Genomic DNA, 26477 nt, shown 5'->3' on the forward strand with positions numbered 1-26477 from the left:
TTATTATTGCAGCCCCAAAAACGCCCGGACCTCCGCCATGAAGAGCAAAGCCGCCGGTCTCCCGCTCAGCTACCGACTGGCCGTGGCCTCACGTTGCCTGGCCGCCGTGCTGGGCGGTTATCTGCTGGCATCCATGGCCAGTATCAGCATTGCTTTGCTGGCGCCTATGCCGCGTGTCGATGCGACCCTCACCGGCCTGCTGCTGTCATTCGTCTTCTACCTGCTGGCCTTCATCTGGTGCTTTGCCTGCCGCAGCGCCTGGCGTGCCTGGTTTGGCGTGCTGGGGCCGAGCCTGGTGCTGGGTGTGGTCAGCGGTTTTGCCCATTGGATGAAGAACCCATGAAAGAAGGCTTCCGCCAGGCCATGGCCTGGTTGCACACCTGGACCGGGCTGATCTTCGGCTGGCTGCTGTTCGCCATCTTCCTCACCGGCACGCTGTCGTACTTCAAGGAAGAGATCAACCACTGGACCCAGCCCGAAGTGCGCAGCCATGCGCTCGACCCGGTGAACAGCCTGGGCCTGGCCCAGCGCTACCTGGAGGCCAACGCCGCGCACGCCAGCAGTTGGATGATCCGCTTGCCTAATGAGCGCGAGGCTGCGCTGAACGTAGGCTGGCGCGACCCTGAGGCCGGGCGGCGCGGTTTTGTCAGCAAGCGCCTCGACGCGCAGACCGGCCAGCCGGTCGAGGCCCGCGACAGCCGGGGTGGCGAGTTCTTCTACCGCTTCCACTTCCAACTCGAAATGCCGCACCCGTTCGGCCGCTGGCTGTCGACGTTCTGCGCCTTCATCATGCTGGTGGGCCTGGTTACCGGGATCATCACCCACAAGAAGATCTTCAAGGAGTTCTTCACCTTCCGCCCAGGCAAAGGCCAGCGCTCCTGGCTGGACGGGCACAACGCGATTGGCGTGCTGGTGCTGCCGTTCCACCTGATGATCAGCTACAGCAGCCTGGTGCTGTTCATGTACATGGTGATGCCTGCCGGCATCATGGCCAGTTATGGCGGCAACAGCGGCGAGTACTTCAATGAGCTGTTCGGCCGTGACGATGCGCCCAAGGCTGCCAACGTCGTGATGCCGCTGGTGCCCTTGCCGACGCTGTACGCCAAGGTTCAGGAACAGGTGCCGGGCGCGCGCATCGGTTACATCCAGCTGCAGAACCCCGGTGACGGCAATGCGCGGGTCACCTTCACCCAGGCCTCCGCCGACAACGTCGCCTACAGGCGCAGCGCCAACTGGACCTTCGACGGTGTCAGCGGTGCGTTGTTGAGCCAAGGTGCGCCAGAGACCGGCGCGATGATGACGGCCTTCAGCTTCGCCGGCCTGCACATGGGCAACTTCGCTGGCCCCTGGCTGCGTTGGCTGTACTTCTTCTTCGGTGTGGCCGGTACTGCAGTGATCGGCACAGGCTTGGTGATGTGGCTGGGCAAGCGTCAGCTCAAGCATGCCAAGAGTGCGCACATGCCGGGCGAATTGCGCCTGGTCGAGGTGCTCAACATTGTCAGCATGAGTGGCCTGCTGCTGGCGGTGGCGGGGTTCTTCTGGGCCAATCGGCTGGTCCCTATGGCGCTGGAAGGCCGCGCCGACTGGGAGGTCAACACGTTCTTCCTGGTTTGGGCGCTGTCGCTGGTGCATGCCGTGCTGCGATCCGGCCGCCGCGCCTGGGGCGAGCAACTGGCGCTGGGCGCGCTGGCCTTTGCCTTGCTGCCGCTGGTCAATGGCCTGACCACCGGCCAAGGCCTCGATCAGTCGTTGCAGGTTGGTGACTGGGCCATGGCGGGGTTCGACCTCACGGCGCTGGCTACCGGCCTGTTCCTGGCCTGGGCGGCCCGCAAGATGTTGCGCGCCCCTAAGCCTGTGGCCAAGCGCGCTTCGCGCGGGGCAAAAAAACCGGTTACTGACGTGGTCGAGGTGGGCTGATGCTGGGGATTGCACTGATCGGCTTCGCCGGCTTCGTGGCCCTGTGCCTGGCCATGGAAAAGCACTTCAGCGAGCTGCTGGGCCGCAAGCCGCGCCCGCAACAGGTGCGTTTGCTGCGCGTCGGTGGCTGGCTGCTGTTGCTGCTGTCGCTGGTGCTCAGCGTGCACCTGCGGGGCTGGGCCCATGGCCTGGTCGAGTGGATCGCGGTGTTGATGGCGGGGGTGACCCTCTGGGTGTTCGGCCTGCCGTACCAGCCGCGTCTGTTGCTGGGCCTGGCCGCCGCCAGCCTGGTGCTTGGCCCGCTGCTGGCCGTGCTGGCTGTGTGAGCGCTTGAGCGAGCCGGCAGACATGCTCGAACCTGACGCCGACAGCGCCAGCGGGCGCGCGCGTTTCGTCCAGGTATTCCTGGCGCAGCGGGCGCGCATGGAGGCACTGGTGAGCCGCCGGGTCGGCTGTCGGGCGACGGCATCGGACCTGGTCCAGGAGTTGTTCCTGCGGTTCTGGCGCCGCCCCGAGGTCAAGGTCGAAGCACTGGACACCTACCTGCTGCGCTGCGCCGGCAACCTTGCCATCGACCACCTGCGCAGCGAAGGCAGCCGTGGGCGGGTGGCTGAAGCCACGCAGGCCGTGGATGAGCAGTCCAGCGTCCCGGAGCCTGATCAAGCCCTGGAAATCGATCACGACCTGCAGCGCATCGAGGCTGCATTGCGTGCCTTGCCCGAACGTACGCGGCAGATCTTTCTGCTCAACCGCATCCACGGTTGCAAGTACAGCGAGATCGCCACGGCCATGCAACTGTCCCAGAGCGCCGTTGAAAAGCATATGATGCGCGCCCTCGAAGCGTGCAAGGCGAGTATCGCCGAGCCCGCATCCACCCTGCGCAGGCCTGGGAGCGCCCGTCGATGAGCCGTCCGAATCCGATCACTGCCGCGCAGTCACAGGCGGCGCTGCAGTGGCTGAGCCGCATCAACGAGCAGCCTGAGCAAGCCCATGGCGTGGCGTTCAAGCGTTGGTTGCTGGCCGACCCGGGGCATCGTGAGGCGTACGCACAGGCTCAGGCGCTGTGGCAGATGAGCGCGGTGCCAGCGGCGCGGCTGGCCGATGAAGCGCGCGAAGGCCTGCAACCGTATCTGGATGCCATGGCCAAGGCACCTGCCCGAGGCCGCTGGCGGTACCGGGCCGTGGCCTTCGCGGCGGCAGCCTGCCTGGTGCTGGCGGTCGGCACTGCAGGCGGTTGGCACCCTGGCTTCTGGCTGCAGGACTTGCAGGCCGACTACAGCAGCACGGGGCAAGTCCGCCAGGTGACCCTGCCGGACCAATCGCAGGTGACGTTGGATGCGGGCAGTGCCATTGCAGTCGACTTTGCCCATGGCGAGCGCCGTGTGCGGCTGCTGCGCGGGGCGGCGTTCTTCCAGGTCACCCACACCGGCGAGCCGTTTCTGGTAGCCGCCGCAGGCGGTGAAGTGCGGGTGCTGGGGACCCAGTTCGAGGTGCGAGAACAGGGTGACGGCGCGCAGGTGACGGTGCGCAGTGGGCGGGTTGCGGTGCAGCCCGAGCCAGGGGAGGTTGCCCGTGAACTGACGGCCAATCAGCAGCTGGCTTACCTTGACGGCCGAGCGGGTACCCCCTTGAGTGTGGACAGCGAGAGCCGTCTGGCCTGGCGCCAGGGATGGCTGAATTACTACCAGGTGCCGTTGGCGCAGGTGGTCGAGGACCTCGGGCGCTACTATCCGGGGCGCATTGTGCTGCTCGACGGTGAGTTGGGGCAGCGTAAGGTCAGTGGCAGTTTCCCGGTGCAAGCGCCTTTGGCAGCACTCGATTCACTCGGCAACGTGATGGGCTTTTCCCGCCAGACCGTATTGGGGCGTTTGACGATTATCCGCTAGACACCTGTGCCAGAACCTGTGGGAGCGGGCTTGCCCGCGAAGAGGCCGGCCCAGGTAAAAAATTTGAAATAACGGATGAGGTAACAGGACGTGGCATCCGTGTAATGAGTGGAAGTGCGATTAATTCGCAATCGACACCCACTTACAGGTCAGCGTCCATGAAGTTCACCCCGCGTTGCGTCCACCTCTGGCTCGGTCTTTCACTGTTACCGGTCATCGCCATCGCACCGCTGGCCGTGGCCGCCGAGCATGTGCAGGCATACACCTTCGCCCAGCCGAGCCAGCCTCTGGCCCAGGCGCTCAATGCCTTCAGCCGCGCTACCGGCCAGAGCGTGGTCTACACCCTTGAGCTTCCAGGCCTGCAAGCACCCGCCCTCAACGGCACCTTCAGCGCAGAGCAGGCGCTGCAGCAATTGCTGGGCACGTCCGGCCTGACCTGGCGCCGCGTCGATGCACGCACCCTGACCCTCGAAACCATGAACAACGAAGGGGCACTGAACCTGCAGGCCACCACCGTGACCTCGCAGATGGACGTCTACAGCTACCAGCCCCCGGCCACCGCCTCGATCATGCGCGGCCAGGGCCCGAACCAGGACATCCCCCAGGCCATCAACGTGGTCCCGGCACAGGTCATTCGCGACCAGGCCCCACGCAACCTCGATGACGCCTTGACCAACGTCAGCGGCATCACCCAGGGCAACAACTTTGGCGGCACCTCCGACACCGTGATGAAGCGCGGCTTTGGTGACAACCGCGACGGCTCGATCATGCGTGATGGCATGCCCATCGTGCAGGGCCGTAGCCTGAATGCCAGCACCGAGCGCGTCGAAGTGCTCAAAGGCCCGGCCTCGTTGCTGTATGGCATCCAGGACCCAGGCGGGGTCATCAACGTGGTCAGCAAGCGCCCACAACTGCAGCAGTACAACGCACTGACGGTGCGTGGCTCGACCTACGGCAGCGGCAAGCATGGCAGCGGTGGTGGTTTCGACAGCACTGGCGCACTCGGCGACAGCAACTTCGCCTACCGCCTGATCGTCGATCACGAGGATGAGGATTACTGGCGCAACTTTGGCGTGCACCGCGAATCGCTGGTGGCGCCGTCGCTGGCCTGGCTGGGTGAGGCCACCCAGGTGGTGGTGGCGTACGAGCACCGCGAGTTTCTTTACCCGTTCGACCGTGGCACGGCATTTGGCAGCAATGGCCACCCGTTGGACATTCCGGCCACGCGTCGCCTGGATGAGCCGTTCAACGACATGCAAGGGCGCTCCGACCTGTACCGCCTGGAGGTCGATCACCAGTTGGCCGACGACTGGAAGCTGCATTTTGGTTACAGCTTCAACCGCGAGACCTACGACGCCAGCCAAGTCCGTATAACCGGCGTCAACGAAGCCAAGGGCACGCTGACGCGCAGCATCGACGGCACGCACAACGCCATGAGCCGCGACCAGTTCGCCACCCTGAGCCTGACGGGCAATGTGCAGGTGGGCGGCCTGCAGCATGACCTGTTGTTCGGCCTCGATCACGAAGACCGCAAGGTGTTTCGTGGCGACCTGATTCGCCAGACTGCGCAGTCCAGCTTCAGCTATGTGAACCCGGTCTACGGCCAGGAAGTGGAGGGCAGCAGCGTGCGCGCCAGCGACAGCGACCAGACCGACAAGCTGCGCACCGACGCGCTGTTCGTGCAGGATGCCCTGCACCTGGACGAGCACTGGATTCTGGTGGCAGGTGCGCGCTTTCAGCAGTTCGACCAGTACGCAGGCCGCGGGCGCCCGTTCAAGGCCAATACCGACACCAGCGGCCAGGCCTGGGTGCCGCATGCCGGTATTGTCTACAAAGTCGATGAGCAGCTTTCGTTCTATGGCAGCTACAGCGAGTCGTTCAAGCCCAACTCCAGCATTGCGCCGCTGACCGGTGGTGTAGTGCTGGACGCCTCGGTGGCGCCAGAGGAGGGCAAGTCGTGGGAGCTGGGCGCCAAGTTGGACATGCCGGGCAGCCTGACCGGTACCCTGGCGCTGTTCGACATCACCAAGCGCAATGTGTTGGTCGCCAATTTCGACAGTGGGACTGGCGAGACGGTGTATAGCAACGCAGGCGAGGTCAATTCACGGGGTGTGGAGCTTGACCTGACCGGGCAGCTCAGCGAGCGCTGGAGCCTGATCGGCAGCTATGCCTTTACCGATGCCAAGGTCACCAAAGACCCGGACCTTGAGGGCAACCGCCTGCAGAACGTGGCCAAGCACAGTGGCTCGCTGTCGGCGGTGTATGACTTTGGCAGTTTGTTCGGTGGCGACCGGCTGCGCTTTGGTGCTGGGGCCCGTTATGTGGGCGAGCGTTCGGGCAACTCGACCAACACTTTCGATTTGCCCAGCAATACCGTCGCCGATGCCTTTGCCACTTACGAGACCAAGCTCGACGAACACAACGTGCGCTTGCAGTTGAACGTGAAGAACCTGTTCGACAAGGTTTACTACAGCTCGGCGGTGAACCAGTACTTTGTCGCGGTTGGCGATGCGCGGCAGGTGAGCCTGTCCAGCACCTTCGAGTTCTGAGGTAGTGGGGCTGCTTTGCAGCCCTTCGCGGGCAAGCCCGCTCCCACAGGTACGGTGTCGCTCTTCAGGGCTGCACTTTTTCTGTGGGAGCGGGCTTGCCCGCGAAGGGCCGCATAGCGGCCCCAATCAACTGTTGAAGGCTGCGCGATAGTCGCCAGGCGTCGCGCCGAGCGCCTGGCGAAACCGGTTGCTGAAATGGCTGGCACTAGCAAACCCGCACAGCAACGCAACCTCTCCCAGCGCAAGCTGACCGAGGCGCAGCAGCTGGCAAGCGCGGTGCAGCCGCCGAGCCAGCAGGTATTGGTGCGGCGGCAGGCCAAAGCTTGTGCGGAACATGCGCGCGAAGTGGTACTCGGACAGGTTGCAGCGCACGGCCAGTTCGCCGAGGGTGATGGGCTGGTCCAGGTGCGCCTCGATGTACTCCACCAACTGCCGACGCAGATTCGGCGCCAACCCGCCTTTCAAGCGCAATCCCTGACGTAGCCCAACCTGGCGGAGCACCGCGTGGTCGACGATTTCATGCGCCAGGCTGCTGGCCAGCAGGCGCTCGCCGGGCTCCTCCCAGGCCAGGCTGATCAACTGGCGAAAGCGCGCCGACTGTTGTGGGTCGTCAAGAAAGGTCGCCTCCTGCAACTGCAACTCCCGTGGCTCGCGGTCAAGCAGGCGCACGCAGCCGAGGGCGAACTGCGCCTCGCTGATGTACAGATGCGCCAGGCGGATCGCGCCATTGACCACCCAGTTCGACTCATGGCCGGCCGGCATGATGCACAGCTTGTTCGGCGCACCCTTGTCGGCCGGGCGCTGGCGGCGAAAAGTGCCGGTGCCGTCGGCGATGTAGCACGACAGCGTGTGATGGCTTGGCGCCTGGTAGTCGCGGGCATCGTCGCGGTTGTGCCACAGCGCCGCAGCCAAGCCATCGCCCAGGTGCGCGCTCAGCTCCAGACGGGCGTGGGGCGAGGCGTGCATGGCGTTGAAGACTTGCAACTGGGAGAGTGGGGTCATGGGCGATTCCTCTGGGGCCATCGTACTGCGCTTGTGCGGTGGTGACAGCTAGCGGAGATGGAAAAGCGCAAGTTTGTGCAAGCGCAGGGCAGTGGCCTGGGGGAACACTGGTGGCCCTGGCGAGGGCTGCGCCCTCGATTCGCGGGACAAGCCCGCTCCCACAGAATCCGAAGACTGCTCGGTAACTTGTGGGAGCGGGCTTGCCCCGCGAAGCGCCGGGCACCGATTTTGAAAGGCCCAAGGAATCACCGCCATGAACCTGTCCCTGTACCTGCTCACCGTCCTGATCTGGGGCACCACCTGGATCGCCCTGAAACTGCAGCTGGGCGTAGTCGCCATCCCGGTCTCGATCGTCTACCGCTTTGCCCTGGCCGGCTTGATCCTGTTCGCCATCCTGTTGCTCACCCGCCGCCTGCAACCGATGAACCGCCGCGGCCACCTGATCTGCCTGGCCCAGGGCCTATGCCTGTTCTGCGTCAATTTCATGTGCTTTCTCACTGCCAGCCAGTGGATCGCCAGCGGCCTGATCGCCGTGGTGTTCTCCACCGCAACCCTGTGGAACGCACTCAACGCTCGGGTGTTCTTCGGCCAGAAGATCGCCGCCAACGTGCTGGGTGGCGGGGCATTGGGGCTGCTGGGCCTGGGCCTGCTGTTCTGGCCAGAACTCGGCCACCATGCGGCCAGTCGCGAAACCCTGTACGGCCTCGGCCTGGCCCTGCTCGGCACGCTGTGCTTCTCGGCCGGCAACATGCTGTCGAGCATGCAGCAGAAAGCCGGGCTCAAACCCATGACCACCAATGCCTGGGGCATGGTCTATGGCGCGGCGATGTTGACGGTGTATTGCCTGTTCAGCGGCATTCCCTTCGCCATGGAATGGAACACCCGCTACATCGGGTCGCTGATGTACCTGGTAATCCCAGGTTCAGTGATCGGCTTCACTGCCTACCTGACGCTGGTCGGGCGTATGGGCCCGGAGCGCGCGGCCTATTGCACGGTGCTGTTCCCGTTGGTGGCGTTGAATGTGTCGGCGTTTGCCGAAGGGTACCAGTGGACGGCCCCAGCCTTACTGGGGCTCGTCGCGGTCATGGCGGGGAATGTGCTGGTGTTTCGCAAGCCTAGGCTCAAGCCGACAGTGGTGCTGGCTCGCTAGGGCGAATGATCAGCCCTTCCACACCTGCGGGTTTACCAGGTCCCGCGGCCGCTCGCCCAACAGCGCCGCGCGCAGGTTGTCCATCGCCCGGTTGGCCATGGCCTCGCGGGTTTCGGCGGTGGCCGAGCCGACGTGCGGTAGGGTCAGGGCGTTGGGTAGCTTGAACAGCGGCGACGCGCTCAGCGGTTCTTTCTCGTACACATCCAGGCCGGCACCGCGAATCGTGCCGTTCTGCAGGGCTTCGATCAGCGCCGCTTCGTCGACCACCGGGCCGCGGGCGATGTTGATCAGGAAGGCGCTTGGCTTCATCAGCTTCAGCTCACGCTCACCGATCAGCTTGCGGGTGGCGTCGGACAACGGCACCACGATGCAGACGAAATCGGCTTCAGCCAGCAGTTGCTCCAGGCTGCGGAACTGCGCCCCCAGCTCTTGCTCCAGTGCAACCTTGCGGCTGTTGCCGGTATAGATGACCGGCATGTTGAAACCGAACCGGCCACGGCGGGCAATGGCCGCGCCGATGTTACCCATGCCGACGATACCCAGGGTCTTGCCGTGCACATCGCTGCCGAAGTGCGCCGGGCCGACGGTGGCCTGCCACTGGCCGGCCTTGGTCCAGGCGTCCAGCTCGGCCGTGCGGCGAGCGCAGCCCATGATCAGCGAGAAGCCAAGGTCTGCGGTGCTTTCGGTCAGTACGTCGGGGGTGTTGGTCAGGGCGATGCCGCGCTCATTGAAGTAGTCGACGTCATAGTTGTCGTAGCCGACCGAGACGCTGGAGACCACTTCAAGCTTGGCCGCGCCTTCGAGTTGCGTACGGCCAAGCTTGCGCCCGACGCCGATCAGGCCGTGGGCTTCGGGCAGGGCTTCGTTGAACTGAGCGTTGATGTCGCCGAGCTTGGGGTTCGGCAGGATCACGTTGAAGTCTTGCTGCAGGCGCTCGGCCATGGCCGGGGTGATACGGCTGAAGGCCAGGACGGTCTTTTTCATCGGGCTACTTCTCTGCAAGGCGGTGGAGGTGGCCTGTACCGGGCTCTTCTTGGCTTAGCGCAAACCCTGTGGGAGCGGGCTTGCCCGCGAAGAGGCCGGTACAGACTGAAGTCAGATCAATGGTTAGCAACCTACCATTGCTCCTCCCCTCAATGCAGCATGTTTCTCAGTTGGCGATCTGCACCTGATGGGTTTTCAGGTCCGCCTCATGGGCCGCGAGAATTTCTGGCAGCGAGTTGCGCAGGTACTCGACCCAGGTCTTGATCTTGGCATCCAGGTACTGGCGCGACGGGTAGATGGCGTACAGGTTCAGCTCCTGCAACCGGTACTCGGGCAGCACCCGCACCAGGCTGCCGTCACGCAGGCCATCGATGGCCGAATAGATCGGCAGCACGCCCACGCCCATGCCACTGCGGATTGCGGTTTTCATGGCATCGGCGGTGTTCACCTGGAACGGTGAGCTGGTGATGTTGACCATTTCCTGGCCTTCCGGCCCATCGAACAGCCACTTCTCCAGTGGGATCACCGGGCTGACCATGCGCAGGCAGGCGTGTTTGAGCAGGTCGGCCGGCTTGTGCGCGATGCCGTTGCGCGCGATGTAGTCGGGCGAGGCGCAGACGATGCTGTAGGTGATCCCCAGGCGCTGCGACACGAAGCCCGAATCCGGCAGCTCGGTGGCCAACACGATGGACACGTCGTAGCCCTCGTCGAGCAGGTCTGGCACGCGGTTGGCCATGGTCAGGTCGAAGGTCACGTCCGGGTGCGATTCGCGGTAGCGGGCAATGGCATCGACCACGAAGTGCTGGCCAACCCCGGTCATGGAGTGAACCTTCAACTGCCCGGCCGGACGGGCATGGGCATCGCTGGCCTCGGCCTCGGCTTCTTCAACGTAGGTAAGAATCTGTTCGCAACGCATCAGGTAGCGCTTGCCGGCCTCGGTCAGCGCAATGCGGCGGGTAGTACGGTTGAGCAGCCGAGTTTGCAGATGGGCTTCCAGATTGGAGACCGCCCGCGACACGTTCGCGGTGGTCGTATCCAGTTGCGCCGCAGCAGCCGTGAAGCTTCCAAGCTGGGCTACGCAACTGAAAGCACGCATATTTTGCAGGGTGTCCATGGGTCACTCTCAAGGTAGAGGACAAAATTGTGTCACGAAGTAACGACGAAGTTATTAAAAGATGCCTTCGACCAAAGGCTGATTATCGCTCTTTTGGTAACAAAGATTCGCAGGAATATGCGCTTATCGCCAGTCCTGCCGCCCCCTAGAATTGCTCGGCCCCTCCACCTCTTCCTCGGGAAATCGCAGCTGTGCCGCGTCGCATCATCAGAACGCTTCAAGTGTTCAGTGCCTGTGCCCTAACCCTCACCTTGAGCGGCTGTATCGGAACCTGGGGTATCGCCCCGCAAAGCAAGACCTTGCAAGCCAATACCCTGACCACCGATGCGGCGATACGCGAAGCCGCCACCGACGCCCACTGGCCCGACCAGCAGTGGTGGCAGGCCTATCGCGACCCGCAGCTGAACCGCTGGATCGCGCTGGCCGTCGAGGGCAGCCCGAACCTGGCCATGGCCCTGGCGCGGGTGCGCGAGGCCAAGGCCATGGCCGGTGTGGTCGAGTCGGCGGAAAAGCTGCAGGTCAACGGCCAGGCATCACTCAAGCGCCACAATTGGCCTGAAGATCAGTTCTACGGCCCAGGCGCGCTGTCGGGCGCCAACACCTGGGACAACAACGCCGCCTTTGGCTTCAGCTATGCCCTCGACCTCTGGGGCCGCGAGCGCAATGCCAGTGAGCAGGCCGTGGACCAGGCGCACATGAGCGTGGCCGAGGCCCGCCAGGCGCAGCTTGAGCTGCAGAACAACGTGGTGCGTGCCTACATCCAGCTGAGCCTGCATTTTGCCCAGCGCGATATCGTCAAGGCTGAGCTTGAGCAGCAAGAGCAGATCCTGGCACTGGCCAGGCGCCGGCTGGATGCGGGCATTGGTACCCATTTCGAAGTCAGCCAGGCCGAAGCGCCGCTGCCCGAAACCCATCGCCAGCTGGACAGCCTCAATGAAGAGATCGCCCTGACCCGCAACCAGCTTGCTGCGTTGGCCGGCAAAGGGCCGGGGGAGGGCGCGCAGATCGAGCGCCCGACCCTGACCCTCGGCGCCCCGCTGAAACTGCCCTCGGCACTGCCTGCCGAGCTGGTCGGCCAGCGCCCGGACGTGGTGGCCAGCCGTTGGCAGGTGGCCGCGCAAGCCCGCGGTATCGACGTCGCCCATGCCGGTTTCTTCCCCAATGTCGACTTGGTCGGCAGCCTCGGTTTCATGGCCACCGGCGGCGGCCCGCTGGAGTTTCTCACCGGTCGCAAGTTCAACTACAACGTCGGCCCGGCCATCAGCCTGCCGATCTTCGACGGCGGCCGCCTGCGTTCGCAGCTGGGCGTCGCGTCGGCGGGGTATGACATGGCCGTGGCGCGCTACAACCAGACCGTGGTCGGTGCGTTGAAGAACATCTCCGACCAGCTGATCCGCCGCGAGTCGATGAAAGAACAATCGCACTTCGCTGCCGAATCGGTCGCTGCCGCGCAGAAGACCTACGACATCGCCATGGTCGCCTTCCAGCGGGGCCTGACCGACTACCTCAACGTGCTCAATGCGCAGACCTTGCTGTTCCGTCAGCAGCAGGTGCAACAGCAGGTGCAGGCCGCCCGCCTGGTCGCCCATGCCGAACTGGTCACTGCCCTCGGAGGCGGCCTGCAAGCAGGCAAGGACGTGCCGCAGCAGGAGCGCCAGGCTGCACCGAAAACCCCGGCCACCCTGGCCATTTTCGACAAGAAGCCGGATAACGCCAAATGAGCACCTCTAGTCTGCCCGTGCGCTGGCTGCAGAGCCTGGAGTGGCGCCGGGGCTTCTTTGCCTGGGCGCGCACCGATGGCGTGACCTGGGTGTACATCTTCAAGGTGCTGGCCGCCGCCTTCATCACCCTGTGGCTGGCCATGCGTCTGGAGCTGCCACAGCCACGCACGGCGATGATTACTGTGTTCATCGTCATGCAGCCGCAAAGTGGGCACGTGTTCGCCAAGAGCTTCTACCGGGTCCTCGGCACCCTGGCAGGTTCGGCCATGATGGTCGCGCTGATCGCTATCTTCCCGCAGAACACCGAGCTGTTTCTGCCCAGCCTGGCCCTGTGGGTCGGCCTGTGTTCGGCGGGCGCGATGCGCTACCGCACCTTCCGTGCCTATGGCTTCGTGCTGGCCGGCTACACCGCAGCGATGATCGGCTTGCCGGTGCTGGAGCACCCCGACCAGGCCTTTATGGCTGCCGTGTGGCGGGTGCTGGAAATCGCCCTGGGGATTCTTGTCTCGACCTTCGTCAGCGCCGCGATCCTGCCGCAGTCGGCCAGCGCTGCCATGCGCAACGCCCTGTACCAGCGCTTTGGCGTGTTCGCCGGGGTGGTGGTCGAAGCCCTACGCGGTGACAGCCAGCGCGACCGCTTCGAAACCAGCAACGTGCGCTTCATTGCCGAGGCCGTGGGCCTGGAAAGCCTGCGTAACGTCACCGCTTTCGAAGACCCGCACATGCGCCGGCGCTCTGGCCGCCTGGTGCGCATGAACAGCGAATTCATGGCCATCACCACGCGCTTCAATGCCCTGCACCGGTTGCTCGAACGCCTGCGCGCACGGGGGCCGTTGCAGATCGTCAGCGCCATTGAGCCGGGCCTGGATACCTTGGTTGAATTGCTTCAGCCCTACGTGGGGCGTGCGTTGACCGACTCTGACGCGCTGCGCCTGACGCTGGAGCTGGCCGCTTACAAAGAGGGCCTGCAAGCCCAGGTGCGTGGGCTACGCACCGAGTACCAGGCGACCAACCCCAGCGAGTCCGACCTGCTCGACTTCCACACCGCCTTCGAGCTGCTCTACCGCTTCGTCGACGAGATGTACAGCTATGCCGAAACCCACGCCTCGCTGGCCGCGCACAAGCACGAGCGCGAGCAGTGGGACGAGCCCTATGTGGCGCAGACCAGTTGGTTGGTGTCGCTGGCTGCCGGTGTGCGCGCCTCGGCGGTGCTGTTGCTGCTGGGCAGCTACTGGTTGCTCAGCGACTGGCCCAGCGGCGGCATGATGACGCTGATCGCCACGGTCACCGTGGGGCTGTCGGCCGCGTCGCCGAACCCCAAGCGCATGTCGTTCCAGATGGCCTGCGGCACGGCGATCGGGGCCTTCGTCGGGTTCTTCGAGACCTTCTTCGTGTTCCCCTGGATCGATGGTTTCCCGCTGCTGTGCATGGTTCTGGCGCCGGTCTTCGTGCTGGGGGCATTCCTGTCATCGCGGCCAGCGTACGCCGGTTATGGCATTGGTTTGCTGGTGTTCTTCGCCATTGGTTCGGTGCCCAACAACCTGACCGTGTACGACCCCTACACCTTCATCAACGATTACATCGGCATGGTCATCGGCATGTTCGTCTGTGCGGCGGCCGGGGCGATCATTTTGCCGCCCAACAGCCGCTGGCTGTGGAGCCGGCTGGAGCAGGAGCTGCGTGAGCAGGTGCTGTTCGCCATCAGCGGCCGCCTGCGCGGCCTGGGCTCGGCCTTCGAAAGCCGCACCCGCGACCTGCTGCACCAGGCCTATGGCCTGGCCGCCGGCAAGCCGCAGGTGCAGAGCGAGTTGATGGGCTGGATGTTCACGGTGCTGGAGGTCGGCCACGCCATCATCGAGCTGCGCAAGGAGCAGGCCCGCGCCCCGATCCACCCGGCGTATGCCGAGTCGCAGCCGTGGCGTCAGGCCATCCGCGTCATGGGCCGGGCGTTGGCGCGTTTGTTCCTGCAGCCCAGCGCCAGTAACCACGAGCGCGCCCTGGTGGCGGTGGACCACGCCATCAGCCGCGTGCAGGCCACCGACGAACCCTTCGCCCGGCACTTCGACACCTCGGTGCTGCGCCGGGCGCAAAGCTACCTGCACTTCATCCGTTCATCCCTGCTGGACCCACAGTCGCCGCTGGCACCGGCGAAAGGATTGCACCATGCCCCGTGAAATCGCCTTCCATGGCGTGTACATGCCCACCATGACCTTGATGTTCCTGTTCGCCCTGGGCCTGGCCTGGGGCCTGGACCGCTTCATCGCCAGCCATGACGGCTACCGCTTCTTCTGGCACCCGGCGCTGCTGCGCCTGAGCCTGTTCGTTTGCCTTTTCGGCGCCCTGGCGCTGTCTGTCTACTGGTGAGAAACCTTCGATGAAAAAGTTCTTCAGCCTGATCGCCACCCTGCTGGTGCTGGTTGCCGCCGTGGCGATCGGCCGCCAGTTGTGGCTGCACTACATGACCACGCCGTGGACCCGCGACGGTCGCGTGCGTGCCGACATCATCAACGTCGCCGCCGACGTGCCGGGCTATGTGGTAAATGTGCCGGTCAAGGACAACCAGCAGGTGAAGAAGGGTGACTTGTTGATCCAGATCGACCCTGAGCACTACCAGCTGGCCGTCGATCAGGCCAAGGCGCTGGTTGCCTCGCGCAAGGCCACCTGGGAAATGCGCAAGGTCAACGCAAAGCGCCGGGCCGACATGGACAACCTGGTGATCTCCAAGGAAAACCGCGACGACGCCAGCAACATCGCCAATTCGGCCCAGGCAGATTATCAACAGGCCCTGGCCGAGCTGGCGGCAGCCGAACTGAACCTCAAGCGCACGCATATCGTGGCCACGGTGGACGGTTACGTGACCAACCTGAACATCCACAGGGGCGACTATGCGCGCACCGGTGAGGCGGTGATGGCGGTAGTCGACGAGAACTCGTTCTGGGTGTATGGCTTCTTCGAAGAGACCAAGCTGCCGCACGTGAAGGTCGGTGATCAGGCCGAGTTGCAGATGATGAGCGGCGAGCGCATCAAAGGCCACGTGGAGAGCATCGCCCGCGGCATCTACGACCGCGACAACCCGCAAAGCCGCGAGCTGATCGCCGATGTGAACCCGACGTTCAACTGGGTGCGTCTGGCGCAGCGGGTGCCGGTGCGGATTCACATCGATGAAGTGCCGGAAGGGTTTTTGTTGGCGGCGGGGACGACGTGTACGGTGGTGGTGAAGCCTAGTGAGGGGTGAGTTCGGCACAACGTTTCCAGCGCCTATGAGATCGAGCGTCGCGCGGGCGGCGCTCGATTTGATAAGCGCTACAAATGTCATGGCGAACACCGGGTGGCCCAAACGCTCTTTAACCCGCAGCCCCCACCAACACCGGCACCGCAACCTGATCAATCACCTTCGCGCTGATCGACGGGTCCAGCAACCGCCCCAACCGTGACAGGTGCCGGTGGCCCATGATGATCAATTCGCAGTTCAATGCCTGCGCCTTCGCCACGATGGCCTCGACCGGCTGCCCGGCCACCATACAGCCCTGGCTGGTGAAACCGGCCTCCTGCAACACACGCACGGCGTCCGCCACGGCGCTTTCGCCCAGGTGTTGTTCTTCGCAGGCGGCGGGGTATTCCTCCCGTTCCTCGGCGGTGTAGGGCGCGGGTTTTTCGTGCACGGTGAAGGTGCTGTCGATGGCCAGCAGCACATGCAGTTCGTGTTGATCGGGGCGACAGTAGCGGCGGGCGAGGGTGAGCAAGGCAGCGGATGCGGGAGAGGCGTCGATGGCGATGAGGACCGGGGTGGGCATGGGAATCCTTGTCGAAGCTAAATGATGTACTGGCTTTGCCGGCCTCTTCGCGGGGCAAGCCCGCTCCCACAGGTACCGCACAAACCTCGGGCATTGTGGGGTACCTGTGGGAGCGGGCTTGCCCCGCGAAGAGGCCGGTACAGCCACTGCATCACTTATGGCCCATCCAAAGCCCGGAATAAATGCCCCACCACGCACGACCTTATTGCGTCTGGCGCAATCAACCAACCTGCTACCATCGCCTATCCCACAATCGCCACGGAAATCGGCCATGCAACTCCCGGACATGAACCTGCTCGTCGCCCTCGACGTCCTGCTCGATGAAGGCAGCGTAGTCGGCGCGGCACAGCGCATGAACCTGAGCCCTGCCGCCATGAGCCGGACCCTGGGGCGCATCCGCGATGCCCTGGGCGACCCGATTCTGGTGCGCGCCGGCCGTGGCCTGGTGCCGACACCCCGTGCGCTGGCCCTGCGCGAGCAGGTGCATGGGCTGGTGGAGCAAGCCGGGCAGGTATTCCGCAGCCGTGACGATGTCGACCTGGTGAACCTGGACCGTGCTTTCAATATCCGCACCAACGATCTGTTCATCGCCCTGTACGGCGCCCAGCTGCTGCGCATGATGCTGGCCCAGGCGCCGCGCACGGTGCTGCGTTTCGTGCCCGAGGGCAGTGGTGACGATGATGCGGTGCTGCGCAACGGGCAGATCGACTTGATCATCAGCTCGGCCATCGAGCTGGGCCCGGAGATGAAGGTACAGCGCCTGTTCAACACCTACTTCGTAGGCCTGGCCCGGGTAGGGCACCCGATCTTCGATGCCGAGATTACCCCTGAGCGTTTCGCCGCCTATCCGCAAATCAGCGTATCGCGCCGGGGCCGGGCCAATGGGCCGATCGATGTGGCGTTGGCCCACCACAAGGTGGAACGGCGGGTGGCGCTGATCACTACCAGCTTCCATTCGGCGATGTTCTCGTTGCCGGATTCGGACCTGATCCTGCCGATACCGGCCAACATCCTCAACAGTGTGCAGCGCTTGAAGTTGCCCTTGCGCTCGTTCGAGATCCCGGTGCCGTTGGAAAAGGTCAATGTGATGCAGGCCTGGCACCCGCGGTTTGACAACGACCCGGCGCACCGGTGGTTGCGTCAGACATTGAAGGCGTGTGGCAGGTTTGATCCGTAAAAGCGCATCGATTGCGTCTGACGCAATATAAACCTGCCAACAAGTCAGTTTTCGTCAGCATTCGACCTTCTTAGACTTGCTCCAGCCCTGAAATTGTTGCTGGAGATGTATTCCCATGAGTTCCCTGACCGCGCCTTCTGCCGCGCTGGCCGCCGCCCCAGCGCCGGCCGCCCCTGTGCAGACAGCGTTTGGCCTGCAGGTGGTGGTGGGGCTGTTCGGTGTGTTGTTGGCGGTGCTGTGCGCCGGGCTCAACGAGGCGGTTACCAAGATTTCCCTGAGCGACATTCGTGGCGCCATGGGCATCGGTGCCGACGAGGGGGCCTGGCTGCTTGCCGTGTACAGCGCGGCTTCGGTGTCGGCGATGGCCTTCGCACCCTGGCTCGCCACGACCTTCTCCCTGCGCCGCTTCACCCTGTCTGCCGTCGGCCTGTTCGCCGTGCTCGGCCTGATCCAACCCTTCGCCCCCAACCTGCACAGCCTGATGCTGCTGCGCGTGCTGCAAGGTTTCGCCTCGGGCGCCTTGCCGCCCATGCTGATGAGCGTCGCGCTGCGTTTTCTGCCACCAGGCATCAAGGTTTATGGCCTGGCCTGCTATGCCCTGACCGCCACCTTCGGGCCGAACCTCGGCACACCGCTGGCGGGCCTCTGGACCGAGTACGTCGGCTGGCAGTGGGCGTTCTGGCAGATCATTTTGCCGTCGCTGCTGGCGATGTTATGCGTCGGTTGGGGCCTGCCCCAGGACCCGCTGCGCCTCGAACGCTTCAAGCAACTCGACTGGCGTGGTGTGCTGCTTGGCCTGCCCGCCATCAGCTGCACCGTGCTGGGCCTGTCGCTGGGCGACCGCTGGGGCTGGTTTGACTCGCCGCTGATCTGCTGGTTGCTGGGCGGTGGCCTGCTGTTGCTGGTGCTGTTCCTGTACAACGAATGGTCCGAGCCGTTGCCGTTCTTCCAGCTGCGCATGCTCTCGCGGCGCAACCTGAGCTTTGCCCTGCTGACCCTGGCCGGTGTGCTGATCGTGTTGTCTGGTGTGGGCAGCATTCCGTCGGCGTACCTGGCGCAGATCCAGGGCTATCGCCCGGCGCAGACCAGCCCGCTGATGATGCTGGTGGCCATGCCGCAACTCATCGCCCTGCCGCTCACGGCGGCGCTGTGCAACATCCGTGCGGTGGACTGCCGCTGGGTGCTGGCGACGGGGCTTGGCATGCTGGCGCTGTCGTGCGTGGGCAGCAGCCTGCTGACCTCCGAGTGGATACGCGGCGACTTCTACCCCTTCTATTTGCTGCAGGTGTTCGGCCAGCCGATGGCGGTGCTGCCGCTGTTGATGCTCTCGACCAACGGCATGACCCCGCAGGAAGGCCCGTTCGCCTCGGCCTGGTTCAACACGGTCAAGGGGCTGTCGGCGGTGATTGCCGGTGGCCTGCTGGATGCCTTGGGCACTGTGCGTCGGCATTTTCATTCCAACCACCTGGTCGACAGCCTGGGCAATGCGCCGTTGATCGATGACAGCGCTGCCGGCCTTGCCAGGCGCATTCATGAACAGGCCCAGGTACTGACCTCGGCCGACCAGTACCTGGTGATGGCGTGCATCGCCGTCGCTTTGATCTGCCTGATTCCCTTCGTGCCTACCCGGATCTTCCCGCCGCGTGCGGTGGCTTGAGCCCGTGAATGAATTCGAGAACTTGAAATGACCAACAACCGCAAGACAATCATCATCGGCTCGGTGCTCGCCGTGGCCGTGCTGGCCGGTATCGTCGGCCCCTGGATGTTTGGCAGTGATCACCGCCAGAGCACCAACGACGCCTACGTGATCGCCGACTACACCGTGGTCGCGCCCAAGGTCGCGGGCTTTATCAAAGAGGTGCTGGTCGAGGACAACCAGCAGGTCACGGCCGGTCAATTGCTCGCGACCCTCGATGCCCGCGACTATCAGGCCGCACTCGACGCTGCCCAGGCGCAATTGCTGGTGGCCAAGGCGCAGAGCGCCGACGCCCGTGCCACGCTGGAGCGCCAGGCGGCACTGATCGCCCAGGCCGAAGCCGCGGTGAAGGCAGCTCAGGCCGAAACGGCCTTCGCCGATCATGAAGTCAACCGCTACAGCCGCCTGGCCGAGCAGGGCGCCGGCACCGTGCAGAACGCCCAGCAGGCGCGCAGCGGGGTCGATCAGGCCCGTGCGCGTCTGGCCAACACCCAGGCGGCGTTGGTGGCTGCACGTAAGCAGGTGGACATTCTCAGCGCCCAGGTGGCCAGCGCCGATGGCCAGCTCAAACGTGCCGAAGCGGGGCTGGAGAAAGCCCAGCTCGACCTGTCCTACACACGCATCATTGCGCCGGTGGACGGCATGGTCGGTGAGCGTGCCTTGCGTGTAGGCGCCTATGTCAATCCGGGGGCCCGCCTGTTGTCGGTGGTGCCGTTGCAGCAGGCTTATGTGGTTGGCAACTTCCAGGAAACCCAACTGACCCACGTGCAGCCCGGCCAACCGGTGAACATCAGTGTCGATACCTTCGCGGGCGAGCAGCTGCATGGCCATGTCCAGAGCATCGCACCGGCCACCGGTGTGACCTTCGCTGCGGTCAAACCCGACAACGCCACCGGCAACTTCACCAAGGTGGTGCAGCGTATTCCGGTGAAGATCGTATTCGATGACGGCCAGCCGCTGCTCGCACGGCTGCGTGTGGGCATGTCGGTGGAAGCCACCATCGATACCCGCGGCGACACGCTGGACGGCAAAGAGGTAAGCGCACGATGAGACCGGCATTACGTTTGAGCCCGTTGTTGCTGGCCGTGCTCATGGCAGGCTGCACCCTGGGGCCGGACTTCCAGCGCCCCGCCAGCCAGGCCCCGCAACAGTGGGCAGGCCTGCAAGGCAAGGCCGCTGCAAGCCAGCCGCAGGCCGAACCGCTGGAGCTGCGGTGGTGGGAAACCTTTCACGATGCCCGGCTCAGCGCGCTGATCCAGCAGGTCGCCGAGCGCAATCTGGATTTGCAAATGGCCACAGCGCGTCTGCTGCAAAGCCGCGCCCTGCGCAGCACGGTAGCGGCGGACGAAGCGCCCTCGGTCGATGCCAACGCGGGCTACAGCCGCGCTCGCAACAGTGCCGAGGGGCTGAGCGACCCCTCTGGCCACGCGGGTAAATCGGCCTTCAACCTGTGGCAGGGTGATTTGGTCGCGGGTTGGGAACTCGACCTGTGGGGCCGTGTGCGCCGCCAGGTCGAGGCCGCCGATGCCACTGTCGAAGTGGCCGAGAATGACCGCCGTGGCGTGCTGCTGGCGCTGTTGTCGGAAACCGCCGGCAACTACATCCAGCTGCGTGCGGTGCAACACACCCTGGACGTCACCCGTGACAACCTGAAGGTGGCGCAGCACAGCCTGAAACTGTCCGAGAATCGCCAGGCCGAAGGGGTCGCCACCCGCCTTGACGTGGCCCAGGCCAGCGCCCAGGTCGCGTCGATCGAAGCCCGCCTGCCAAGCCTGGAAGCGAGGCGCGACGACCTGATCAACGCCCTCAGCCTGCTCGCGGCCGAGCCGCCACGCAGCCTTCAGGCACAGTTGCTCGAAGGGGGGGAACTCCCTGCGCCGCAGCAGCAGTTCGCCATCGGCCTGCCGTCCGAGCTGGCCGAGCGCCGCCCGGACATTCGCCAGGCCGAAGCGCGCTTGCACGCGGCAACTGCCAGCATCGGCGTGGCCAAGGCCGACTTCTACCCCAGCATTCGGCTGTCGGGTAGCCTGGGTTTTCAGGCCATGCAACTGTCTGACTTCGGTGGCTGGGACTCGCGACGCTTTGCCTTCGGCCCACAACTGTCGCTGCCGATCTTCGAAGGTGGGCGGCTCAAAGGCACGCTGGAACTGCGTGAGGCGCAACAGCAGGAAGCGGCGTTGAACTACCGCAAGGTGGTGCTCGGTGCCTGGCATGAAATTGACGATGTGCTGCGCCTGTACAACGCTAGCCAACTGCGTCGTGACCATTTGGCCGAGGCGGTGCGGCAGAACCGTATCGCCCTGGAGACTGCCCAGCGCCAGTATGTGGAAGGGGCGGTGGACTTTCTCAATGTGCTGACCGTGCAAGGGGCGTTGCTGGCCAGCGAAGAGCAGTGGATCGACAGCTCGGCGGCGGTTTCCCAGGCGTTGGTGGGGTTGTACAAGGCGTTGGGTGGAGGCTGGCAGGTGTTTGATACACAGCCGTCGAAAGAGGTTTGACGGTTGCGGTGGCTGTGCTGGCCTCTTCGCGGGGCAAGCCCGCTCCCACAGGTAACTCACTGAACCTGAGGGCAGTGGAGTATCTGTGGGAGCGGGCTTGCCCCGCGAAGAGGCCAGCACAGCCAGCCAAAAATCAAAGCGGCCGCAGCAACCCGAACCGCTTGCGCAACACCCAGCCCAGCAGCCGCCGCGGCAACAGCCTGGCGATCAGCGGCAACGCCGTGCTGCCATTGCCCAACCTGACCACCGCAGGCACCGCCGTTTTGCGCGTAGCCGCCAACACCCCTTGAGCAAAAACCGCCGTCGGCGTCGGCCGGTCCTGTGAGGCCCGTGCCCGTGCCTGGACGTATTCGCGCAGCGGCCACCATGGCGAATCTGCGGCCAGCACCTGATCGGCCTGGCGCTGGGCGTTGCTGGCGAATTGCGAGGCGATCGCCCCCGGCTGCACTTCCATCAGCCGAATGCCAAACGGCGCCAACTCCAGGCGCAGGGCATCGCTCAGGGCGTTGACCGCAGCCTTGGAGGCGCAGTAAGCACCGGCAAATGGTGTGACCAGCACGCCGGAAACGCTGCCGATGTTCACCACCAGCCCACGCGCGCGGCGCAGCAGCGGGAACAACGCGCGGGTCACGCCGACCACGGCGAAGACGTTGGTTTCGAATTGCTGACGCATGGCGTCTACGCCACCGTCGAGCAACGGGCCCATGGCGCCGAAGCCTGCGTTGTTGATCAGGATGTCGAGGCGGCCGTGGCTTGCTTGCAGCTCCTCGGCCAGTTGGGTCAGGGCTTGGCCATCATTGACGTCCAGTTGCCGGGCGGTGAAACCGGCGGCGGATAAATGCTCGACGTCTTCAGGTTTGCGGGCGGTGGCCCAGACTTCATGGCCGGCATCGCGGAAGGCGTCGGCCAGGGCGCGGCCGATGCCGCTGGAACAACCGGTGATCAGGACGGTGGGCATGGGGGAGGGCCTTGGGTCGGGTAAGTTTGTGTTGTCTGTACTGGCCTCTTCGCGGGCTTGCCCGCGAAGAGGCCAGTACAGGCAATGCATCAGTTGGCAAATGTACCCTGCAGATGCTCGGCACGAAACTCCAGCGTCTGTGGCCGATAGCCAGAGCGCAGGGGCGGTACCGGCAGGCAATCCTTCCACTCGGCACCCGGCTGGAGCTCACCCGGCCCGCGATAACGCGGCGCGCTGTAGGTGTTCTCGGCAAGGTTGACGGTATCGCCCGGCGCATACGCCCCCACCCGCCAACGCAGTTCGGTCAGCGGGGCCTTGTTGCCGTTCTTCATCTGCACACGCAGCGCACGGTCGGCGGGGCACTCGTCCGGGGCGTAGTTCAGGCGCAGGTCCAGGCGTGCCAGTTGCGTGGCTTCGCGGGTGTCTTGCCAGGCTACGAACAGGGCGACCAGGCCCAGGCCGCAGACAGCGGCCAGGGATATTGGCAGGGCTTTGGCCGGGTAGCGCAGCAGCAGCACCAGCCAGGTGAGGATGAGGAAGGCACCGATGATCATGGGGCTTGCAGACCTTGGTTGCGCGGGGTCTGACCATCGTAGCGTGAAATGGGGGAGGGCTCAAAAGTGGGAGGGCTTTGCCCTCCTTTCGCGACACAAGGCCGCTCCTACAGGATCGTGTGACCTTTGAGGGAGCGGCCCCGGGGCTTCACTTACTGCGCAATGGTTTTCACCGAAATCCCACGCTCGACCGGCGTCGAGGTGCGCCCATACACGTCCTCGAAACGCTCGATATCATCCTCGCCCAGGTAGCTGCCGGACTGCACTTCGATGATCTCCAGCGGGATCTTGCCCGGGTTGCGCAGGCGGTGGATCGAGGCGATGGGAATGTAGGTCGACTGGTTCTCGGTGAGCAGGAACACGTTCTCGTCGCACGTCACCTCGGCGGTACCGGACACCACGATCCAGTGCTCGGCGCGGTGGTGGTGCATCTGCAACGACAGGCTGGCGCCAGGCTTGACGGTGATGTGCTTGACCTGGAAGCGCCCACCCATGTCCACCGAATCGTACGAGCCCCATGGGCGGTACACTTCCAGGTGGTTCTGGGTTTCGCTGCGGCCTTGCTCGTCAAGGGTCTTGACCATCTGCTTGACGCCTTGGACCTTGTCCTTGTGGGCAATCATCATGGCGTCCTTGGTCTCGACCACGACGATGTTTTCAAGGCCGATCACCGACACCAGCTTGCCGTTGCCGTGGATCATGCAGTTGCGGCTGTCCTGCACCACCACATCGCCCTTGGTAACGTTGCCGTTGTCATCCTTGTCGTGCACTTCCCACAACGACGACCAGCAGCCCACGTCGCTCCAGCCGGCCGACATCGGCACCACGCAGGCGCGTTGGGTTTTCTCCATCACCGCGTAGTCGATGGAGTTGTCCGGGCAGCAGGCGAAGGTGGCTTCATCGATGCTCAGCACATCACCGTCTTCCTGGCTGCGCTCAAGGGCCAGCACGCAGGTGTCGTAAATGTCGGCGTCGTGCTTTTTCAGCTCTTCGAGGAAGCGGCTGGCGCGGAACAGGAACATGCCGCTGTTCCAGAAGTAGCCGCCGGCCTTGACGAACTCGGCGGCGCGTTTCTCGTCGGGCTTTTCAACGAACTGCGCGACCCGCGCCACGCCTTCGGGCAGCAACGCGTCCTGGCTGGAGCGGATGTAGCCATAGCCGGTCTCGGGTTTGGTCGCCGGCACGCCGAACAGCACCATCTCGCCACGCTCGGCGGCCACGGTGGCCAGGGCCAGGGCGCGCTGCAGGGCTTTCTGATCGTCGATCACATGGTCGGCAGGCAGCACCAGCATCAGCTCGTCGCGGCCCTCGCTGATCAGCTTCATCGCGGTCATCGCCACGGCGGGGGCGGTGTTGCGCCCGAAGGGCTCCATCAGGATGGCCTGGGTTTCGAGTTTCAGCGCGCCCAGCTGTTCCTGGACGATGAACGTGTGGTCCTTGTTGCAGACCACGATTGGCGCGTCCATGCCTTCGAACACCAGGCGCTGGATGGTTTGTTGGAACAGTGTGTGTTTACCGGTCAGGGCCAGGAACTGCTTGGGGAACTGCTTGCGCGACAGAGGCCACAGACGCGAACCGCTACCACCAGAAAGAATTACCGGGATCATGATGTTTCTCCAATAAGGTCGTTAACGAGGCAGGGGATCAGTTGGTGGACACTGGGCGAGTGACCCAGACCGGCGACAGGCTGCTGCCGGAACCGGTGACGTACAGCACGGCCGCTTCGCCGCGCTCCAGGGCGACGGGTTTGACGTCGCTGACTTTCTTGTCGCCTGCATACAGAGCGAGGTTGACCTTGACCGGGTTGATCTCACGCTCGCCACGGCCTTTGGCGGCCACTGGGGTGACCACTTCGGTCTTGCCGTCGGCGGTCTTCAGGGTCAACGACTGGTCGCTGAGGTTCTGTACGCGTACCAGGGCTTTCTGCTTGTTCTTGAACGGCGGTTCTTCGATCAGCTGCGGGCTGCCGCTGCCGCTGTTGACCAGGGTGTAGTACTTGTCCGAGGCCAGCTTGACCGGCACGCTCTTGCCGCCGACTTGGGCGGTGTAGTCGCCACCGGGCAGGAAGCTGAAGTCGCTGCTGGCCTGGGCGCCAACCTGCTTGATCTGGGTGTTGCCGACCGAGGCGGCGGCAGGCGCGCTGGCCGCGTTGTACAGGCGCACGAAGGTCGAGCCTTTCGGTGCGGTCGGGCCGTACAGCGCGGCGTCGGCGCCGGCGAAGGCCTGCAGGGACGCAAGGGAAAGGCCGGCCGCGAGGGTGAGGGCTTTGGCAATGGAAGTCTTGGTAGTCATGTGCATTTCCTCTCTATCGATCAGGGGTTCGTCCGGGTGGACGACAGGGCCAGGTTTTCTTCGGATTTACGTGAGTTCTTCAACTGCGCGATCCACTGCGGATCGAAGCTGCTGAGGTCGTTTTTCATGGGCAGATAGCGTTCGGGGAATTCCCACACCACAACCTGTGGCGCGGCGTTTTTGAAAGCATCGCTTTGCAAGTACTTGAGCATCGGCAGCAGCGGGCCGTGGCCGTCTTCGGCGTAGTTGGCAACGTCGCTGCGCAGGGCCTGCTGCAGGGCGCCGAGGAAGTTCCAGTGCGGGTTGGCGCTGTAGCTGGTGCCCACCAGCGCGACGGGGATCTGGTGGTCGGCGAACAGCGCGTCACCGGCATCGCCGTCGGCATCAACGGAGCGCGTCGTGCGTTGCTGCAAGGTGTCCGGGGCCGGCAGCAGGTTGCTGAACAGCGGGTCGAGCGGCAGGAAATTGGTCAGGTCGCCTTTGTAGGGGGCCGTGCTGCCGGCTTCGGTGATGAAGGTCTGTGGGTCGCCGTTGAGCAGGCTCTGGCGGCTGACAGCTTCGGCCAAGGCCTGAGCGGCGACTTCGGCGCCCATCGGCGTCCAGTGGGTGTCGGTGCGCAGGAACACCTGGCCGCGGGCCTTGGCCTGTTCCATTGGCGCCATCAGGTCAGGGGCGAACACGTTGGCCTGCCGAGCCTGGGCGTGGAACTGGTTGTACAGGTCGTCATGCAGGCTGGCGGGCAGCGCCTTGCCGACATACTCCGAGTAGACCCGTGCCTTGGCCGGTACGATCGCCAGCACCAGCTGGCTGCCGTGCTGTTGCAGGGTGTCGCGCACGCCACGGATCAGCGCCAGGTTTTCCTGCATCAGTTGCTCGGCACCGGCGGTGGGTTTGAACTCTTCATCGCTGAACAGCCACTGGTCACGGCCGAGCACCACGCCCGGGCGGCCTTCGTTGAACAGCTTGAAGTCCAGCGCCGCCCAGAGGTTGGTGCCCAGGCGCTTGATCGGGAACTGCTCGTCGTAGTGGGTCTCGGCGGCCTTGGCCAGCTTGCCGTTGAGCAGGGTCATCTGCGCGGTGCGCTGGAAGCTTTCCAGGCCGCCGGTGGACCAGGCGCCCATGCCGACCAGCAGGCCGAGGAACGACAGCGAATAGGTGATGCGTAATGTCCGGGTCATGGTCATC

Annotated in this window: 24 protein-coding genes; 15 read left to right on the plus strand and 9 right to left on the minus strand. The window is 64.4% G+C overall.

Translation table 11 applies throughout. The annotated features are described in order from the left end of the window. The first annotated feature begins 37 nt into the window (after positions 1 to 37). From OGV19_RS00445 to OGV19_RS00470, 6 genes are all read left to right on the plus strand, one after another. Complete coding sequence (locus OGV19_RS00445; RefSeq protein ID WP_264311628.1) at positions 38 to 343, plus strand: DUF3649 domain-containing protein; 306 nt, start codon at positions 38 to 40, stop codon at positions 341 to 343. Further along, positions 340 to 1917, plus strand: coding sequence for a PepSY-associated TM helix domain-containing protein (locus OGV19_RS00450; protein ID WP_264311629.1), 1578 nt, complete (start codon positions 340 to 342; stop codon positions 1915 to 1917). Before OGV19_RS00445 ends, OGV19_RS00450 begins: the two co-directional genes overlap by 4 nt. Next, complete coding sequence (locus tag OGV19_RS00455) at positions 1917 to 2243, plus strand: DUF3325 domain-containing protein (protein ID WP_264311630.1); 327 nt, start codon at positions 1917 to 1919, stop codon at positions 2241 to 2243. The genes OGV19_RS00450 and OGV19_RS00455 overlap by 1 nt, the downstream gene beginning before the upstream one ends. 22 nt (positions 2244 to 2265) lie before the next feature. After that, positions 2266 to 2823: an RNA polymerase sigma factor gene (locus OGV19_RS00460; protein WP_264311631.1), complete on the plus strand. Its 558-nt coding sequence runs from the start codon at positions 2266 to 2268 to the stop codon at positions 2821 to 2823. After that, complete coding sequence (locus OGV19_RS00465; RefSeq protein ID WP_264311632.1) at positions 2820 to 3803, plus strand: FecR family protein; 984 nt, start codon at positions 2820 to 2822, stop codon at positions 3801 to 3803. Before OGV19_RS00460 ends, OGV19_RS00465 begins: the two co-directional genes overlap by 4 nt. Before the next feature lie 158 nt (positions 3804 to 3961). Beyond that, positions 3962 to 6352 carry a TonB-dependent siderophore receptor gene (locus tag OGV19_RS00470; RefSeq protein WP_264311633.1) on the plus strand — a complete coding sequence of 797 codons (2391 nt, stop codon included), beginning with the start codon at positions 3962 to 3964 and terminating at the stop codon, positions 6350 to 6352. A 126-nt stretch (positions 6353 to 6478) separates the two neighbouring features. Here the strand turns inward: OGV19_RS00470 and OGV19_RS00475 are convergent, their stop codons facing one another. After that, on the minus strand, positions 6479 to 7354 hold the full coding sequence (locus OGV19_RS00475; protein ID WP_264311634.1) for a helix-turn-helix domain-containing protein: 876 nt from the start codon (positions 7352 to 7354) through the stop codon (positions 6479 to 6481). Between the two features lie 253 nt (positions 7355 to 7607). On the opposite strand from OGV19_RS00475, the gene OGV19_RS00480 reads away from it, so the two are divergent. Next, positions 7608 to 8504: a DMT family transporter gene (locus OGV19_RS00480; protein WP_264311635.1), complete on the plus strand. Its 897-nt coding sequence runs from the start codon at positions 7608 to 7610 to the stop codon at positions 8502 to 8504. A 9-nt stretch (positions 8505 to 8513) separates the two neighbouring features. On the opposite strand, the gene OGV19_RS00485 is transcribed toward OGV19_RS00480, so the two are convergent. Both OGV19_RS00485 and OGV19_RS00490 read right to left on the minus strand, forming a co-directional pair. Further along, positions 8514 to 9488: a 2-hydroxyacid dehydrogenase gene (locus OGV19_RS00485; protein WP_264311636.1), complete on the minus strand. Its 975-nt coding sequence runs from the start codon at positions 9486 to 9488 to the stop codon at positions 8514 to 8516. A 166-nt stretch (positions 9489 to 9654) separates the two neighbouring features. Continuing rightward, on the minus strand, positions 9655 to 10602 hold the full coding sequence (locus tag OGV19_RS00490) for a LysR family transcriptional regulator (protein ID WP_264311637.1): 948 nt from the start codon (positions 10600 to 10602) through the stop codon (positions 9655 to 9657). Between the two features lie 191 nt (positions 10603 to 10793). Between OGV19_RS00490 and OGV19_RS00495 the strand changes: the two genes are divergently transcribed. From OGV19_RS00495 to OGV19_RS00510, 4 genes are read left to right on the plus strand one after another with little or no spacing between them, the layout of a single operon-like run. Then, on the plus strand, positions 10794 to 12323 hold the full coding sequence (locus tag OGV19_RS00495; protein ID WP_264311638.1) for an efflux transporter outer membrane subunit: 1530 nt from the start codon (positions 10794 to 10796) through the stop codon (positions 12321 to 12323). Then, complete coding sequence (locus OGV19_RS00500; RefSeq protein ID WP_264311639.1) at positions 12320 to 14497, plus strand: FUSC family protein; 2178 nt, start codon at positions 12320 to 12322, stop codon at positions 14495 to 14497. The genes OGV19_RS00495 and OGV19_RS00500 overlap by 4 nt, the downstream gene beginning before the upstream one ends. Further along, complete coding sequence (locus OGV19_RS00505) at positions 14487 to 14687, plus strand: DUF1656 domain-containing protein (RefSeq protein ID WP_027595286.1); 201 nt, start codon at positions 14487 to 14489, stop codon at positions 14685 to 14687. The genes OGV19_RS00500 and OGV19_RS00505 overlap by 11 nt, the downstream gene beginning before the upstream one ends. 10 nt (positions 14688 to 14697) lie before the next feature. Beyond that, the gene (locus OGV19_RS00510; RefSeq protein ID WP_264311640.1) at positions 14698 to 15558 is read left to right on the plus strand and encodes an efflux RND transporter periplasmic adaptor subunit; all 861 of its coding nucleotides are present in this window, start codon (positions 14698 to 14700) and stop codon (positions 15556 to 15558) included. A gap of 109 nt (positions 15559 to 15667) precedes the next feature. Here OGV19_RS00510 and OGV19_RS00515 read toward each other — a convergent pair whose 3' ends face one another. Then, positions 15668 to 16117: a universal stress protein gene (locus OGV19_RS00515; RefSeq protein WP_264311641.1), complete on the minus strand. Its 450-nt coding sequence runs from the start codon at positions 16115 to 16117 to the stop codon at positions 15668 to 15670. A gap of 271 nt (positions 16118 to 16388) precedes the next feature. Between OGV19_RS00515 and OGV19_RS00520 the strand changes: the two genes are divergently transcribed. The 4 genes from OGV19_RS00520 (at position 16389) to OGV19_RS00535 (ending at position 21488) form a co-directional block, all read left to right on the plus strand. Then, positions 16389 to 17294, plus strand: coding sequence for a LysR family transcriptional regulator (locus OGV19_RS00520; protein WP_264311642.1), 906 nt, complete (start codon positions 16389 to 16391; stop codon positions 17292 to 17294). A 115-nt stretch (positions 17295 to 17409) separates the two neighbouring features. Next, complete coding sequence (locus OGV19_RS00525) at positions 17410 to 18951, plus strand: MFS transporter (RefSeq protein ID WP_264311643.1); 1542 nt, start codon at positions 17410 to 17412, stop codon at positions 18949 to 18951. Between the two features lie 27 nt (positions 18952 to 18978). Next, a complete protein-coding gene (locus OGV19_RS00530; protein ID WP_264311644.1) occupies positions 18979 to 20040 on the plus strand; it encodes an HlyD family secretion protein in 1062 nt (353 codons plus the stop codon). After that, the gene (locus tag OGV19_RS00535) at positions 20037 to 21488 is read left to right on the plus strand and encodes an efflux transporter outer membrane subunit (protein ID WP_264311645.1); all 1452 of its coding nucleotides are present in this window, start codon (positions 20037 to 20039) and stop codon (positions 21486 to 21488) included. Before OGV19_RS00530 ends, OGV19_RS00535 begins: the two co-directional genes overlap by 4 nt. A 133-nt stretch (positions 21489 to 21621) precedes the next feature. On the opposite strand, the gene OGV19_RS00540 is transcribed toward OGV19_RS00535, so the two are convergent. The 5 genes from OGV19_RS00540 to OGV19_RS00560 all read right to left on the minus strand — a co-directional run bounded on the left by OGV19_RS00540 (position 21622) and on the right by OGV19_RS00560 (position 26470). After that, positions 21622 to 22446, minus strand: a complete 825-nt coding sequence (locus OGV19_RS00540; protein WP_264311646.1) for an SDR family oxidoreductase — start codon at positions 22444 to 22446, stop codon at positions 21622 to 21624. An 89-nt stretch (positions 22447 to 22535) separates the two neighbouring features. Next, entirely contained in the window at positions 22536 to 23000 is a 465-nt protein-coding gene (locus tag OGV19_RS00545; protein ID WP_264311647.1) for a multidrug transporter, read from the minus strand. A gap of 152 nt (positions 23001 to 23152) precedes the next feature. Continuing rightward, positions 23153 to 24607, minus strand: coding sequence for a mannose-1-phosphate guanylyltransferase/mannose-6-phosphate isomerase (locus tag OGV19_RS00550; RefSeq protein WP_264311648.1), 1455 nt, complete (start codon positions 24605 to 24607; stop codon positions 23153 to 23155). Between the two features lie 37 nt (positions 24608 to 24644). Continuing rightward, complete coding sequence (locus OGV19_RS00555) at positions 24645 to 25292, minus strand: alginate O-acetyltransferase AlgF (protein WP_264311649.1); 648 nt, start codon at positions 25290 to 25292, stop codon at positions 24645 to 24647. 20 nt (positions 25293 to 25312) lie between these two features. Beyond that, entirely contained in the window at positions 25313 to 26470 is a 1158-nt protein-coding gene (locus OGV19_RS00560; RefSeq protein WP_264311650.1) for an alginate O-acetyltransferase, read from the minus strand. Between the last annotated feature and the right edge of the window lie 7 nt (positions 26471 to 26477).

This window comes from Pseudomonas putida (assembly GCF_025905425.1).
Taxonomy (GTDB): Bacteria; Pseudomonadota; Gammaproteobacteria; order Pseudomonadales; family Pseudomonadaceae; genus Aquipseudomonas; species Aquipseudomonas putida_AF.